The sequence below is a fragment of the Streptomyces sp. NPDC001157 genome (assembly GCF_053598255.1).
Map to the genome: position 1 here is coordinate 40,671 of NZ_JBSFJW010000021.1, position 14,773 is coordinate 55,443.

General features: G+C 67.0%; 13 protein-coding genes. 4 read left to right on the forward strand and 9 right to left on the reverse strand.

Going from position 1 to position 14,773, the window contains the following annotated elements:
* Positions 1–154: 154 nt before the first annotated feature.
* A complete protein-coding gene (locus tag ACWDAG_RS30000; RefSeq protein WP_450698680.1) occupies positions 155–847 on the forward strand; it encodes an LAETG motif-containing sortase-dependent surface protein in 693 nt (230 codons plus the stop codon).
* Positions 848–909: 62 nt separating this feature from the next.
* Here the strand turns inward: ACWDAG_RS30000 and ACWDAG_RS30005 are convergent, their stop codons facing one another.
* The 7 genes from ACWDAG_RS30005 to ACWDAG_RS30035 all read right to left on the reverse strand — a co-directional run bounded on the left by ACWDAG_RS30005 (position 910) and on the right by ACWDAG_RS30035 (position 10,207).
* Complete coding sequence (locus ACWDAG_RS30005) at positions 910–1,707, reverse strand: maleylpyruvate isomerase family mycothiol-dependent enzyme (RefSeq protein WP_450698681.1); 798 nt, start codon at positions 1,705–1,707, stop codon at positions 910–912.
* Positions 1,708–1,732: 25 nt separating this feature from the next.
* A complete protein-coding gene (locus ACWDAG_RS30010; protein ID WP_450698682.1) occupies positions 1,733–2,752 on the reverse strand; it encodes an ABC transporter ATP-binding protein in 1,020 nt (339 codons plus the stop codon).
* Entirely contained in the window at positions 2,753–4,354 is a 1,602-nt protein-coding gene (locus ACWDAG_RS30015; protein WP_450698763.1) for an ABC transporter permease, read from the reverse strand.
* 44 nt (positions 4,355–4,398) lie between these two features.
* Positions 4,399–5,433 (reverse strand): thiamine ABC transporter substrate-binding protein, encoded by a 1,035-nt coding sequence (locus ACWDAG_RS30020; RefSeq protein WP_450698764.1) that lies wholly within the window; start codon positions 5,431–5,433, stop codon positions 4,399–4,401.
* A 262-nt stretch (positions 5,434–5,695) separates the two neighbouring features.
* On the reverse strand, positions 5,696–6,802 hold the full coding sequence (gene rlmN / locus ACWDAG_RS30025) for a 23S rRNA (adenine(2503)-C(2))-methyltransferase RlmN (RefSeq protein ID WP_030943230.1): 1,107 nt from the start codon (positions 6,800–6,802) through the stop codon (positions 5,696–5,698).
* An 803-nt stretch (positions 6,803–7,605) separates the two neighbouring features.
* Positions 7,606–8,520 (reverse strand): PaeR7I family type II restriction endonuclease, encoded by a 915-nt coding sequence (locus ACWDAG_RS30030; protein WP_450698683.1) that lies wholly within the window; start codon positions 8,518–8,520, stop codon positions 7,606–7,608.
* A 10-nt stretch (positions 8,521–8,530) separates the two neighbouring features.
* On the reverse strand, positions 8,531–10,207 hold the full coding sequence (locus ACWDAG_RS30035) for an Eco57I restriction-modification methylase domain-containing protein (RefSeq protein WP_450698684.1): 1,677 nt from the start codon (positions 10,205–10,207) through the stop codon (positions 8,531–8,533).
* Between the two features lie 604 nt (positions 10,208–10,811).
* Between ACWDAG_RS30035 and ACWDAG_RS30040 the strand changes: the two genes are divergently transcribed.
* Positions 10,812–11,369: an HD domain-containing protein gene (locus tag ACWDAG_RS30040; protein WP_450698685.1), complete on the forward strand. Its 558-nt coding sequence runs from the start codon at positions 10,812–10,814 to the stop codon at positions 11,367–11,369.
* 222 nt (positions 11,370–11,591) lie between these two features.
* Here the strand turns inward: ACWDAG_RS30040 and ACWDAG_RS30045 are convergent, their stop codons facing one another.
* A complete protein-coding gene (locus ACWDAG_RS30045; RefSeq protein ID WP_450698686.1) occupies positions 11,592–12,062 on the reverse strand; it encodes an NUDIX hydrolase in 471 nt (156 codons plus the stop codon).
* 28 nt (positions 12,063–12,090) lie between these two features.
* The gene (locus tag ACWDAG_RS30050; protein WP_450698687.1) at positions 12,091–12,822 is read right to left on the reverse strand and encodes an XRE family transcriptional regulator; all 732 of its coding nucleotides are present in this window, start codon (positions 12,820–12,822) and stop codon (positions 12,091–12,093) included.
* Positions 12,823–12,978: 156 nt separating this feature from the next.
* Between ACWDAG_RS30050 and ACWDAG_RS30055 the strand changes: the two genes are divergently transcribed.
* Both ACWDAG_RS30055 and ACWDAG_RS30060 read left to right on the forward strand, forming a co-directional pair.
* Positions 12,979–13,335 (forward strand): SCO3933 family regulatory protein, encoded by a 357-nt coding sequence (locus tag ACWDAG_RS30055; RefSeq protein ID WP_450698688.1) that lies wholly within the window; start codon positions 12,979–12,981, stop codon positions 13,333–13,335.
* 2 nt (positions 13,336–13,337) lie between these two features.
* Positions 13,338–14,690, forward strand: coding sequence for an FtsK/SpoIIIE domain-containing protein (locus tag ACWDAG_RS30060; RefSeq protein WP_450698689.1), 1,353 nt, complete (start codon positions 13,338–13,340; stop codon positions 14,688–14,690).
* Positions 14,691–14,773 lie beyond the last annotated feature (83 nt).

Sequence of the window (14,773 nt, forward strand, 5' to 3'; positions counted from 1 at the left end):
CAAAGCCAACGCCCGCGAGACGCCTGCGCATTGACACTCCTTATCGAACGCTTATAAACCTTTGAGTCTCCTGGGGAGTGTGAGGCTTCACCTCCACAGTCGCGTCACGTTCCTCGTCAGCCCCCCGCAGTTGCACCTCCCGTGAAGGGCAAACGTGTCCATATCTCGCCGTACCGCACGTCGTTCCGTGCAGATCCTGGGCGTCGCCGCCGCGTCCTCCGCGCTCGCGCTGAGCGCCGCGGGCTCCGCGCTCGCCTGCAACATCAGTGAGTTCTCCGCCGCACCCAAGTGCGACGGCGGCAAGGGCGTCATCACCGTCACCGACCAGGACGCCTCCGGTACCCCCGCCACGGTCACTGTGTTCCTGGAGAACAACGGTGCCGACGTGAAGACGGTCGGTTCGAAGGACGTCACCGGCTCCCGTGAGGGTGTCACCATCACCTTCGACGAGAACTGGTCGCCGAACGCCGAGTACCGCATCCGCGTGCAGGCCGGGCGCGACAAGGACCACCTGATCGTCGACAAGGACATCACGCCGAACCTGACGACTCCGTCCGAGGGCTGCTCGAAGGGCGAGTCGACCCCGCCCGCGACCCCACCGCCGTCGGAGTCCGCCTCGACCCCGGCCGAGTCGCCGAGCCCGACCCCGTCGGCCTCGGACAGCACTCCCCCGGCGGACACCTCGTCCAACGCCCCGTCCCCGGCGGCCGGTGGCTCGAACCTCGCCGAGACCGGTGCCAGCTCCAACACCGGCCTGATCGCCGGTATCGCGGGCGCGCTGGTCGTGGTCGGCGGCGGCGCCGTCTTCTTCGGCATGCGCCGTCGTGGGGCGAACAGCGGCCGCTGACGCCTCTCGCAGAACAACGCTGTGGCCCGTCCCCGTATCCCCGGGGACGGGCCACAGTCGCTTCAGAAGCTCGCCCGCTCCAGCCAGAACTCCAGCAGCTCCCGGTCGCCGAGGATCTCCAACTCCGGGCTGTCCAGCGGAAGTCGGTTGTTGAAGGCGAGGAGGACCTGGGTGAGGGGGCCACGCAGGGCGACGTCCGCCTTCTCGTGGCCGCGGCGCCAGGAGACGCCGTCCTCGGTGAGCTCGACGACCCACTCGGCGTTCAGCTCGGGGGCGGTGTCGGTGGCATGGAGATGGATGCTGCGACCGGGTCCGCGCAGCTCCCGCAAAGCCGCCTCGTCCGGCTCCGCCCGCTGGTTCCATTCCACGATCTGCAGCCACTCGTCGATCGTGTCCGTGGCCACCTCGGGCGCGACCTCGTACGGCAGCCCGGCGGCCAGTGCGGCGTCCGCCCGATGGATGGTGATCTCGTGCGCCATGCGTCGTGCCCAGAAGCCGGACGTGTTGATCCAGGACCAGGACCACACCTTCGCGTCGGGCCCGGCCTCGCGCAGTGCGCCCACCGCCAGCTCCCCGGCCTCCGCCAGCCAGGCGTCGAGGGCTTCGGCGTTCCCCGGTGTCTCGGGGCCGTCGCCCCGCGGGATCTCCTCGTCGGCGACGTTCTCCTCGGCCCGCTTGCTCACCAGCGTCCCCGCCCAGCGCAGGACGCCGCCCATGTGCAGGTTGAGCATTTCCAGGGTCCAGTCCGGACAGGTCGGGACGGTCGCGGACAGATCGGCGCCGCTCGTCACCACCGCCCTCAACTGCTCGACCTGGTGGGCGATCTCGTCGCAGTAGCGATCATGCGTAAGAAGTGTCATCCCGCGCAGCTTATGCGGGAACTCCTCAGCCGAGCACCACGATTTCCGCCGCGTCGAACTCCACCCCGACCGCGTCACCTACCTCCGGCGCCTGCCGCAGCGCCACCGCCGCCTCCAGCCGCGGCGCCTCCTCCGGCTGCACCTGTACGGAGACATGGGTGCCCTTGAAGGTGCGGGCGGCCACGGTGCAGCGCAGGCCCTCGTCGGCGGGAACGAGCCGGACACCGGCGGGCCGCACGAGCAGCGTGCGGGTGCCCTGCGGGGCGTCCTGGGGCACCGGCAGCTTGCCCCAGGGGGTGTCCGCCGCCTCACCCGTCACCATGCCCTCGACCACGTTGTCGAAGCCGAGGAAGCGGGCCACGAACTCGTCCGCGGGACGCTGCCACACCTCCAGCGGCGTACCGGACTGGGCGATCCGCCCGTCCCGCATCACCACGACCCGGTCGGCGAGCGCGAAGGCCTCGCCCTGGTCGTGCGTCACGGCGAGCACCGTGGTCCCCAACTGCCCGAAGAGTTCACGGAGTTCGACGACCAGCCGCTCCCGCAACGAGCGGTCGAGCTGACCGAGCGGCTCGTCCAGCATCAGCAGCCGCGGCCGGGGCGCGAGCGCGCGGGCCAGCGCGACGCGCTGCTGCTCACCGCCGGAGAGCGAGGCGACGGCCCGGCGTGCGGCGCCCGGCAGTCCGACGAGGTCGAGCAACTCCCGTACGCGCTCGCCCTGTTGAGTGCGTGCGGCCCCGTGCATCCGCAGCCCGAAGGCGACGTTGCCGCCCACGTCCCGCTGCGGGAACAGCTGATGGTCCTGGAACATCAGGCCCACCTCCCGCTTGTGCGCGGGCACGCCCGACTGGTCGCGTCCGTCGAGCAGCACCCGCCCGGAGGACAGGGGCTGGAGCCCGGCGACCGCCCTCAGGAGCGTCGACTTGCCGCTGCCGCTGGGCCCGAGCACGCACACGATCTCGTGTTCGGCGACATCGAGGCCGACGGCGTCGAGCACGGCCCGCCCGCCGAACCGCACGGTCGCGTCCTCAAGGCTCAGCAGCATCTAGAACTCCCCGCTCCGGTCGGTGCGCAGCCGCTCCAGGGCCAGCAGCGCCACCGCGCACACCACCATCAGAATCGTCGAAAGGGCCATCGCCTGCCCGTAGTTGAGGTCGCCCGGCCGGCCGAGCAGCCGCGCGACGGCGACCGGCAGTGTCGGGTTGTCCGGCCGTGCGATGAACACGGTCGCCCCGAACTCCCCCAGTGACACCGCGAACGCGAACCCGGCCGCGACCAGCAGCGCCCGTCGCACCATCGGCAGATCGACCTCCCGCCACACCCGCCACGGCGACGCCCCGAGCACGGCCGCCGCCTCCCTCAGGCGCGCGTCCACGGCCCGGAGCACGGGCAGCATCGTCCGTACGACGAAGGGGGCGCCCACCAGCGCCTGCGCGAGCGGCACCAGGATCCATGAACTCCGCAGATCCAGCGGCGGCTTGTCCAGCGCGATCAGGAACCCGAAGCCGACGGTCACCGCGGAGACGCCCAGCGGCAGCATCAGCAGCGCGTCGAAGCCGCGGACCAGCCGGCCCGCGTCCCGGCGCGCGAGCGCCGCGGCGGCCAGAGCGCCGATGGCCACAGCGATGGCGGTCGCGGCGAGGGCGTACTGGAGCGAGTTGCCGATCGCCTCGATCGGGGGCACGAGGAAGGTCCCGCCGTCGTCGCGCGTCAGCGCCCGGTAGTAGCCGAAGCCGGAGGCGCCCAGGGACCGCTGCACCAGCACCGCGAGCGGCAGTACGAGCAGGACGGCGACGGTGGCGAGGACCCCGGCCAGCAGCGCCCACTGCCCGGCCCCGCGCGGCCGCCGCGCCGTGACGTTCGCGTCCACCAGCCGCAGGGCACTCTCCCGCCGCCGTACCGTCCAGGTGTGCACGGCGAGGATCGCGCCGACGGCGACGAACTGGATGATCGTGAGCACGGCCGCGGTGGACAGGTCGAAGATCTCCGAGGTCTGCCGGTAGATCTCGACCTCAAGGGTGGAGAAGGTCGGGCCGCCGAGGATCTGCACCACGCCGAAGGAGGTGAAGGTGAACAGGAAGACCATCAGCGCGGCGGCGGCGACGGCGGGCGCGAGCGCCGGCAGGGTCACCTTCCGCCAGGCCCTGAACGGCGACGCCCCCAGCATCCGCGCCGCCTCCTCCTGACGCGGGTCGAGCTGGCCCCACAGTCCGCCGACGGTCCGTACGACCACGGCGTAGTTGAAGAAGACGTGCGCCAGCAGGATGGCCCAGACGGTGGTGTCCAGCCGTACGCCCCACAGCTCGTCGAGCAGTCCTCCGCGCCCGACCAGCGCCAGGAACGCCGTACCGACGACGACCGTCGGCAGTACGAAGGGGACGGTGACGACGGCCCGCAGCAGTTGCTTGCCGGGAAAGTCGAGGCGTGCGAAGACATACGCGCCGGGGAGCGCAATCAGCAGCGTGAGCGCGGTGGAGGCGAGCGCCTGCCAGGTCGTGAACCACAGGACGTGCCGGATGTCGGACTGCATGACGACATCCGCGATCCGCCCGAACCGCCACTGCCCGTCGACCTTGAGCCCGCGCGCCACGATCGCGGCGACGGGCCAGGCGAAGAAGACGGCGAAGAACAGGGCGGGCACGGCCATCAGACCGAGCCGCACCGCGCTCCCGGTACGCCTTCCGCGGACGGCTACTTCAGTACGAGTGACGTCCACGACTTGACCCACTGGTCACGGTTGGCGGCGATCTTCGTCGGCGCCATGGTCTCGGGGTCCTTGGCCGGCTGTCCGTACTTCACGAACTCCGGCGGCACCTGGGCGCCCTCGATCACCGGGTAGACGAACATTTTCAGCGGCATGTCCTCCTGGAACTCCTTGGTGACCAGGAAGTCGAGGAAGGCCTTGCCGCCCTTGGTGTTCCGGGCGTTGCTGAGCAGCCCCGCGTACTCGATCTGCCGGAAGCAGGTGCCGTACGACGTTCCGATCGGCGCGGTCTTCGGCTTCGGGTTGCCGTAGATGACCTCGGCGGGCGGCGAGGAGGCGTAGGAGACGACGAGCGGCCGGTCCGCCTTGGCCTTCTTGCCACCGGCCGATCCGGAGAACTCCTCGTTGTAGGCCTGCTCCCAGCCGTCGACGACCTTCACGCCGTTCGCCTTGAGCTTCTTCCAGTAGCCCTGCCAGCCGTCGTCGCCGTACTTGGCGGCGGTGCCGAGCACGAAGCCGAGGCCGGGCGAGGAGGTGGAGGCGTTCTCCGTGACGAGGAGGTTCTTGTACTCGGGCTTGACGAGATCGTCGAACGACTGGGGCGGGGTCAGCTTGTGCTTGCTGAAGTACGCCTTGTCGTAGTTGACGCAGATGTCACCGGAGTCGATCGGCGTGACCCGGTGCTTGGCCTGGTCGACCCGGTACTGCGCCTGGATCCGGTCGGACCCCTTCGCCTCGTACGACTGGAACAGCCCGTTGTCGAGCGCCCGCGAGAGCAGGGTGTTGTCGACGCCGAAGAAGACGTCGCCCTGCGGGTTGTCCTTGGTGAGGATGGCCTTGTTGACGGCCTGCCCGGCGTCGCCGCTCGGGAGGACCCGGACCTTGTACCCGGACTGCTTCTCGAAGTCCTTGAGGACGCTCTTCGAGACGGCCCACGAGTCATGGCTGACGAGCGTGACGGTCTTGGACCCGCCGGACCCCCCGCTGCCGGACGACGACGAACCGCAGGCGGACAACGTCATGAGACCGAGGCCGACCGCGGCGGCCACGAACGTCTTGGTGTGCACTGAATTCCTCCTGGCTGACCAGGAAGAGACGCGGCCCTGCCCGGACCGCCGGAGAATTCCACCGGCTCCCGGGCAGGGCGCAACAGCTTGAGTGAAGACCGAACTTCCTACCCAGAATGACCTGGGCAAGGTTCAGAGGGTCTGCGGCCTGGTTGCCGCACTCTCAGCGCTGTGGCGCTCCCCTGTCGGAATATGAAGATGTACGTACGGGCTCAGGTTACCGCTCGGTGGCCGCGAGCTGGCCGCAGGCCCCGTCGATCTCCTGCCCCCGGGTGTCCCGGACGGTCACCGGCACACCATGCGCGGCGATGGCCTCGACGAAGGCCTTCTCGTCCTCGGGCCGGGAGGCGGTCCACTTCGACCCGGGCGTCGGGTTCAACGGGATGAGGTTGACGTGCACGGGCTTGCCGCGGAGCAGCCGCCCGAGCCGGTCCCCGCGCCAGGCCTGGTCGTTGATGTCGCGAATGAGCGCATACTCGATGCTGAGCCTTCGCCCGCTCTTCTCGACGTACTCGAACCCGGCGTCGAGGACCTCGCGCACCTTCCACCGCGTGTTGACGGGCACGAGGGTGTCCCGCAGCTCGTCGTCCGGCGCGTGCAGCGAGATGGCGAGCCGGCACTTGAAGCCCTCGTCGGCGAACCGGTGGATGGCGGGCACCAGGCCGACGGTCGAGACGGTGATGCCGCGCTGCGACAACCCGAGCCCGTCGGGCGCGGGGTCGGTGAGGGCCCGTACGGCCCCGACGACCCGCTTGTAGTTGGCGAGCGGCTCACCCATCCCCATGAAGACGATGTTGGAGAGCCGCGCAGGCCCGCCGGGCACCTCTCCGTCCCTGAGAGCCCGCATCCCGTCGACGATCTGGTGCACGATCTCGGCGGTGGACAGATTCCGGTCGAGCCCGGCCTGCCCGGTGGCGCAGAACGGGCAGTTCATCCCGCACCCGGCCTGCGAGCTGATGCACATGGTCACGCGGTCCGGGTAGCGCATCAGCACCGACTCGACGAGCGTCCCGTCGAACAGCCGCCACAGGGTCTTGCGCGTGGTCCCCTGGTCGGTCGACAGATGCCGTACGACGGTCATCAGCTCGGGAAGCAGCGCCTCCTGCAGCTTGCCGCGCGAACCGGCCGGGATGTCGGTCCACTCCGCCGGGTCGTGCGCGTACCGCGCGAAGTAGTGCTGCGAGAGCTGCTTGGCACGAAACGGCTTCTCGCCGATCTCGGCCACCGCTTCCTTGCGCTCGGCGGGCGTGAGATCGGCAAGATGCCGCGGCGGCTTCTTGGCTCCGCGGGGGGCGACGAAAGTGAGTTCTCCGGGCTTCGGCATAACCCTTCCAGTGTCGCAGATCATCTACGGGGGCCCAGGCCAGAGCGGGGTGGGGGTGGTCACCCGAGGGCGCTGACTGTCAGCGTTGGTCGGCCTCGCACGGCCCAGGGACGGCCCAGGACCCCGCATCTATCCCACTGCACCCGGCCCCGTCTGGTCGGCTTGGGCGTGCGGCTACACCCGGCCTCACTCACAGTGTGGGTATGTCGGCGCTGGAGTGGCTTGGGGCTGTGGGCGGGCTCATAGGAGCCATCGGTGGTCCAGCTGGCCTGTGGGCAGCAGTCCAGTTGCACCAAGATAGAGCGCGCAGAGAGCCGCAAGAGCAGCTCGCGAAGCTCCGCGATCACGCCTTTAGGCTGCGCCGTATCGGCTTGGATGCGGTCGATGACTATCGGAATCGCGCTTGGTGGACGGCAGCGAACGGCTTGGAGTCAAGGAACTGCATCAAAGAAATGCGCCCGTACGTCACGAGGGAGTGGCCACAGCTCGAAGCTCTTCTTGTGGAGATCTGCACGGCGTACGACCAAGCATCCACGACATTCCACCAGCCACGCGCCGATCCTACTGCTCGTGCCCGGGCTGCAGCCAGGCAGGCCCGTTACGCCAATATGCTCACCGAGAAGGCGAATGACTTGGCTACCAAGATCCACGACATGAACTAATAACAAGCTGGCTCGCAGCCTGCACTGACCGCTTCGCCCCAAAGCATGGCAACCCTGCCTCGGGACGAAGCGCCGATCCAACTGCGGTGGTCCGCACCTCCGCCCTTCTAGCTCGCGCTACGCGCCGGCCCCTGCGATAACTCAGCCAAGGTCGTCGAGGGCCATCTGCTCAGACCGTGAAGCCTGACCGGGGATATGAGGTCCCGGAATTCCAGAAGATCGAAGCATGTTAATTCGATCAATAATAGCCGCAGAGAATGCGGACCAGCCAACCGAAGGAACGAGCTCACTGAATGATCCGCTACCCTTGGGGGCAGTGATGTAGCAAACGGCGTCATAGAGGTGGTCCGCCAGAAGCCTTTCGCAAAAAACTCCGCCGCGTTCCTGATAGGACAAATTCAGCCATGTATCACTTACAGGAAGCGGCGATTTAGCTGTCTTCACTGGACGGCGTGAGCCCGCATCATCTTCCATAAGGAAAAAATAGCCAAGCCAGGGCGACGCTTCTCGATGCTCCTCAGAAAAAGCTCGACGAACATCAGTCGCACTCCCCACGGCTTCTTCTACTCGGTTATTAAAGTTGTTTCCGTAAGATGGGCCGCCGAGCGCCTTCAATTCAAATGCTGCAACGAGATTTTTTCCCCAAGTGACGACCACATCCCACTTTTTCTGAGGTCGATAGAAACCTGGTAGCTCCAGCTGCGACGCGGTCTGAATGCACGAATCAGGGTATCCGGCGTCGCGGAAGAAGTTTGCCACCAGGCTTACAATCGGGTCAAACTGCTTGCCGCCTCTAACTGACCCCTCGGTGCCTGCATCTTCATCGTCGCTTTGATCTACGGACTCACCGTCAACTTCGCCAGACTCCGCAATAGAGACATCTTCGGCAAGTTCGTGCACGTCCACATCGGGATCGCCGCCAGCAAGAATTGCTTCTGCCTTTTTCTTTGCAGCGGCCTTGGCCGCTTTTTTGGCGCGCGCTTTCCTAGCTTGCTCTTCCTTTATCTCCCAATACGAGCTGATTGCGACCTCAAGGTTGCCGCGATCGACAGGCAATTTCCTTCTCCTACTCTGGTAGCTCGCTGAGTCCGTACACGCGCAGCGCAGCCGCCGTCGCGGCCTCGACGTCGCGCTGGTCGAAGGCGGCCACCAAAGCAGTCCGATCTTCCTCGGTGATATCAGAGGGCGAAGGGACACGGATGCGACGCAAATATTGAGCCTGGAAGCGCAGCGTGCCTCCTCGCATTTTGACCGCGTATGCTTCCACGAAGGCCTCTGCGACCTTGGATAGCAACAGGCCGCCAAGGACACGCATATCCCAAACATCAGAAATGATGTAATACAAGTTGTGGTGTGGATAGAAGTCACCTTTATCCAGCACCGGATGGATCGTCAGCTTCATGTCCGGGAACAGCAGCTTAGGTCGACCAGTTAGCTCGTGATCAACCTTATCGATCGTCTTATACCAGCGGTGAGGCTGCTTCGCTGCCACATACCGCTTTCGCAAGGTCGCCCCGTGCTTTTCAAAGTAAGACGTGAGCCGCGGGTACTGCCTCAGATCAACCAGGTCACCGTCAGGCGTCCAAGGGTTAACAAGGTAAGTGCCGTGCCAGTCCAGACTGCCGCTGGTGGTGTCTCGGACCATAGCCATGGGGAGGAGTCGGTCACGCTCTACGAGGTCATTTTTCGCCGTGAGAAACACCTTGTCAGCACCGGTAGCGATGCCAATTCCGACACGCGTACCGGTCCGTGGGTCCTCAAGCAGACCGAAGCGCTCGGTGAGATCTTCCAGCATGGCCAGTCGTGCTGGCGACGCGGCAGGCCAAGAGGCGTCGTCATCGAACCAATGCGGCAGACGAGCGCCCTGGAATGATTTTGTTTCTGTCGACTTCTTCTCTGCGTCGAGGTACCAGGCGGCGAAATCGCGTGCTTGCTCGGCTCCGAAGTGTCGATTGGTGTCGGCCGCCACTGCTACGCCTTGTGCCCGGTTAGAAATGATTGTGATGGCTGGGTAGGCGGAGACCTGGTCATCGAACGCGTCGACATCATGCATGACCAGGACGAGATCCATACTGAAGCAGCTGTTCACCAGCTCACGCAGGCGGCGGCCATACTGATTTCGCATCCATCGGTCCGCACAGATAAAGCCCAATTTACCGTCGGGGTTAAGGCTTCGTAGAGCGATCTCGTAGAAGCCGACGTAGATGTCGGCTCGGCCGCCCATGGTGGAACAGCGGCTGCGGTAGGTCGCCATGCGATCATCGGGTACGTCTTCGAGCCGGATATACGGAGGATTCCCGACTACGTAGTCCGCACCGTGCTCCGAAGCGGGCTGCAGCAGGTAGTCACCTTGCTGGACCCAAGCGGTTGCTACCTGAGCTGCTTCCTCAGGCCGCCAGCCTTCATTCAACAGCTCCTTCTCCACCACGCGACGGCTCGCTTGCACATTGGGGGAGAGCAGGTCGAACGCTCGGACCGATGCCAACGCATCAGTGATCGGGCGTCCGTATGCGCGGCAAGAGGCACTGATCCGTGTTGCAGCGGCAGCCAAAAACGCTCCGCTACCGCAGGCTGGCTCGACAAGGCGCACCGTGCTGAGGTCCTTATCGGCCGTGTAGCCAAGGAGGTCAAAGATGAGATCGACCACCCAGCGCCGTGTGAACACCTCACCATGTCCCACAGCTTGTGGTGGGAGTTCTGAGATGGTGCGTACGCCGGTGCTATTGGTGGAGAGAGTGGTCACGGCGATGACCCTACTAGCCGGGAGCAACTGCCGTGGCCTCTGCCGCCCGGTGTGGCACTTGCCCACGCTGGCCGGGTTATGCAACCAGCAGAGTGAACCTACGGCGGTGCACCTAGCGGAGCGCCCATGGCGGGCTCAGCCACAGCGCGGCAGCAGCTGCTCCCCCTCAGCCACTCTCCCGGCGCTGATCCGCTCACGCTCTCGCACCGGTGACGGCGACGGTACGGCGCTCAGCCTCCGCCGGCCTTATCTGCCCGAAGACATCGCTCGGCCCGGCCGCCACCCCTCCGCAGCTTGCCCGTATCAACAGGACAACTGCTATGGCCGCAGTCGGCCGTGCTCGCGCCACGTATACCGCTCAGCGATGCCGCCATGCGAACCTCCGATCTGCGCAGGGTTCCCTTACTTGACCGCTGTACGCAGCGCGCCGCCGGGCGCGGCCAGCCGGGGCGCAGACAGGAGGCAGGCCGCGCCGCAGAGGCGGCGCGCGCCCGCGCCGTGCGCGGGCCTTGATGAAGTAGGGAAAGTTGTACCGCACCCATGATCGGGAACCGCTAGATCGTGGCCTGTCGGCTCAGCACTCGCCTCGGCTACCGTTCCATCCATGCCTTCTGCACTGGACACGCCTCAGGGAGCGGCTGAACTCGCCGAGTCTCTGCTTCCTCAGCTTGGGAACCGTTGGCTGCACACTCAGGCTGTGGCCGCCCGCGCCCAAGAGGCTGCCGCGGCGGTGTCGGAGGCTGATCGTGATCTCCTCGTCGCCGCAGCTTGGCTCCATGACATCGGCTACGCGCCCGAGCTGCGGGAAACCGGGTTCCACCCGCTCGACGGTGCTCGCTTCCTGGAAACGCTGGGGGCGCCGGCGCGTCTCGTGCGGCTGGTTGCCCACCACTCAGGGGCCGTGTACGAAGCAGAGCAGCGCGGTCTCTCGGCAGAACTGGCCGTCTACGAGCGGGAAGACTCTCCCGTCCTGGACGCGTTGATCTTCGCCGACATGACGACCGGCCCCGCCGGAGAGCCCTTCGACTTCGACACACGGATCGACGAAATCCTCGTCCGCTACGAGCCGGGCAGCGAAGTGCACAACGCGATCAGCAAGGCGCGACCGTACCTGGGTGCCGCTGTCCAACGGACACGCGATCGCCTCGGCGTCGGCTCCTGATCACTACCTCAGCGCGAGTGCCCGTGCTTGTGCAGCGCCGCGCTGGCGCGGAACCGCAGACGTCCACAGCGGTCTTTCTCCTCATCGGATGCGTCCTCGGGGCAGCAGCAGTGGCTAGTCAGCCATCGCAGGTCATCGGGGTCTAGCCAGAGGGGCACTCGGCCCTTTTGCCGCTTCTGTCGCCGGGTCGGTTTCGTTCATGGCGGGACCCTACCGAGGGCATCAACCGATGTAGGGCTCGCTCCGGTTGGCCAATCCGTGGTCGATCCGCATGCGCATCGACGGGTGGATGGTCAGCTCGTCCAGCCTGCTCGGATCGACGAAGGCGACTTCCTTGCTCTCGCTGCTCGTGCGCAGCTCGCCGCCGACGATGCGCGCGTGGAAGCAGATGGAGAACTGTTGGCGGACCTCGCCGTCGTCGTACACCATGACGTGCCCGGGGTTCGTGTAGATCCCGACCAGGCCGGTCACCTCGACGTCGAAGCCGGTCTCTTCCTTGGTCTCGCGTACGGCCGCATCGGGGGCTGACTCGCCCAGGTCGATACCGCCGCCAGGCAGAGCCCACAGGTCGTTGTCGGTCTTGTGGATGAGCAGCACTTCCCCGGCCTCGTTGCGGGCCACGGCGGTCACGGAGGGGACGAGGCTGTTCGCCTTCGGGGCGTTCGGATCGTTGAAGTAGTCGACGCGTGCCATGCGTTCAGCCTCGCACGCCGGATGCGGTTCACGCCTTCCGGGCCTGGTCCCAGGCGTAGTCGAAGCTCCGCATGTAGTGGCGGAACGTCCTTGCGCCCGGCAGGTACTTGAAGTGCATCACCGGGTTCTGTCCGGCGGGGGCTCCCAGCACGTGAGGGTTGACCAGCACGTCGTCATCGAAGCGGTAGATCGAGTTGTAGAGGATTGTGTCGTGCAGCCGGATCTCAACGCCGGGCGTCGACATGGCGGGCTGCAAGTACCGGCGAGTGATCCGCGCTCGCGCGGCCAGGTCGTCGCCGATGCCCTCCTCCTCGCCGCGCTGGCGAACAGCCGCGGACTCAGGGTCGCCCAGCAGGATGCGGACCTGAGCGCCGGCCTTCGCCTTCTCGGCCAACTGGTCCGGCAGGTCCGGGTGACTGTCGAAGAGGAACAGCCCCGCGTACACGAGGATGTCGACCTGGTCCGTCGCCTTCTCGATGAGCGACGACCACAGCGGTGCAGGGACGGCCCCGCGATGCGGGTAGTACGTGATCAGCTCGGACGCGCTCGCCTTCTCGGCCTGCTTCGCTACTGACGGCCAGACGTAGACCTCGTCGACGTCGAGGAAACTCGCCGCCTTCCAGCGGTGCCCACGGTGCGGCGTTCGGTCGGCGGTGATCCAACGCTCGACGCTCTTGGGGTCGACCCCGACGTGCTCGGCAACGGACTGGATCGTCTCGCCCTTCGCCGAAATAGCCGCGCGTAGACGCTCGTTCGCCATGACGCTCCCTTGCTTGGGACCTTAGGGACGTTTTGACGGTACATCAGACGTCCCTAAAGTTCCATACGGGCCGTGATGCGTCCAACCCCTCTCGCGGTCTCCTGAACTCACCGACGAGATGTCGGTCAAGAAGCCACCACAGCAGGAGACAAGACGATGCGTCAGATCCCCGTGGACACCTCCGCCGCGACCGTGATGGTCGCCAAGACCCCGCAGCCGAAGGTGAAGGACCGCCGTACCGGCGAGATCGCCATGGACGTCGAGACCGGGGCGAAGCTGATGACCGTGGACGTGATGTTCGCGGCCAACGACGAGGTGGAGATCCTGTCCATCACCGTCCCCGAGCCGGGCATCTCCGGTGAGCTGGCCATGGGCACCCCGGTCGCGCTCACGGGCCTGGTCGCCCGGCCGTGGGAGAACGACTTCAACGGCCAGAAGCGGCACGGCATCGCCTTCCGCGCCGTCGCGGTCACGTCCCTGGTCGCCGCTACCTCGAACGCCAAGGCTGCCTGATCATGACCACCTTCACGGTCGCTCTGGTGCTGGTCGTCGCTACTGCGGGTCTCCTGCGGTGGCGGCGCCCCGCCTGGTACTGGATGACCTTCGGCGTCACCCTCGCGAGCCTGCGGGTCCTGGTCCGCTACGCCTCCGTCATGGACGCCTGCGGCCTGACGGTCCCGCCCTCGCGCTGGCGCCTGGCCCTGGCCCGGGTCACCAACCGGCCCGTCCCGGCCTCGCGTCCGCCGCGCATCCTGCGCTTCCGCCCGACGAGGACCGGTCTCGTTCTGCGGCTGGGCCTGCGCCCCGGACAGGACGCCTTCGACGTCGCCGCCGCCTCCGACCGGCTGCGCCACTCCTTCTCGATGTACGGGGTCACCTCCCGTGAGGTGCGCTCCGGTGTCGTGGAAGTGCGGATGACCGGCTACGACGTCCTCAAGCGCGTGCAGATGCCCGCCAAGGTCGACACCCGCCCCATGCGGGTCCCGGTCGCCCTGCGCGAGGACGGCTCCGTGCACTACCGCAACTACCGCGCCGTCCCGCACGCCCTCACCCTCGGCGCCACCGAGTCAGGCAAGTCCGTCTACCAGCGCAACCTGGTCGCCGGGCTCGCCCCGATGGACGTCGCCCTGGTCGGCATCGACTGCAAGCAAGGAGTCGAGCTGTTCCCGCTGGCCCGACGCTTCTCCGCGCTGGCCGACAACCCCGACACCGCCGCCGACCTCCTCGACGCACTCGTGACCCGCATGGAGGGCGTCTACCAGCTCATCCGCGCCGAACAGCGGGTCACCTCGGACGTGCCGGATGCGGAGATCGCCGCCGACATCTGGGACCTGGCCGACGACCTGCGGCCGACCCCGATCGTGGTGCTGGTCGACGAGGTGGCCGAGCTGGCCCTCAGCACGAAGAAGAACGATCCGCGCCGGGACCGCATCATCAGGGCCCTGGTCCGCCTCGCCCAGCTCGGCCGCGCGGCCGGCATCTACCTGGAGATCTGCGGGCAGCGCTTCGGCTCCGAACTCGGCGACGGCATCACCATGCTCCGCGCCCAACTCACCGGCCGCACCGCCCACCGCGTCAACGACGAGACCTCCGCCAAGATGGCCTTCGGCGACATCTCCCCGGACGCCGTCCTGGCCGCCATCCAGATCCCCGCCGAACTGCGGGGCCTGGCCATCGCCGGGGACTCCACCGGCGGCTGGCACCGCATCCGCGCCCCGCACACCTCCCTGCGCCAGGCCGTCAACACCTGCAACCGGCATGCCGACCGCACCCCGGCCCTGCCCGAACTGGCCGCTTTCCGGCCCGAGCTGAATGTCACCACTGAGGCCCCGGTGTGCCTGTCCAAGACGGCTCCCGTCACGGCCTGACCCTCCCCGCCTCCCGGTCGGCGCGACCGTCCTTCGCGCCAGGTCCCTACCCCTGCCATGCCTGATGAAGGGAGAACCCCCGC

Coding starts and splice junctions, on each gene's coding strand:
- ACWDAG_RS30005 (WP_450698681.1), bottom strand. CDS start 1,707: ATGACACTTCTTACGCATGATCGCTACTGCGACGAGATCGCCCACCAG.
- ACWDAG_RS30010 (WP_450698682.1), bottom strand. CDS start 2,752: ATGCTGCTGAGCCTTGAGGACGCGACCGTGCGGTTCGGCGGGCGGGCC.
- ACWDAG_RS30015 (WP_450698763.1), bottom strand. CDS start 4,354: ATGGCCGTGCCCGCCCTGTTCTTCGCCGTCTTCTTCGCCTGGCCCGTC.
- ACWDAG_RS30020 (WP_450698764.1), bottom strand. CDS start 5,433: ATGACGTTGTCCGCCTGCGGTTCGTCGTCGTCCGGCAGCGGGGGGTCC.
- rlmN (WP_030943230.1), bottom strand. CDS start 6,802: ATGCCGAAGCCCGGAGAACTCACTTTCGTCGCCCCCCGCGGAGCCAAG.
- ACWDAG_RS30040 (WP_450698685.1), top strand. CDS start 10,812: ATGCCTTCTGCACTGGACACGCCTCAGGGAGCGGCTGAACTCGCCGAG.
- ACWDAG_RS30045 (WP_450698686.1), bottom strand. CDS start 12,062: ATGGCACGCGTCGACTACTTCAACGATCCGAACGCCCCGAAGGCGAAC.
- ACWDAG_RS30050 (WP_450698687.1), bottom strand. CDS start 12,822: ATGGCGAACGAGCGTCTACGCGCGGCTATTTCGGCGAAGGGCGAGACG.
- ACWDAG_RS30055 (WP_450698688.1), top strand. CDS start 12,979: ATGCGTCAGATCCCCGTGGACACCTCCGCCGCGACCGTGATGGTCGCC.
- ACWDAG_RS30060 (WP_450698689.1), top strand. CDS start 13,338: ATGACCACCTTCACGGTCGCTCTGGTGCTGGTCGTCGCTACTGCGGGT.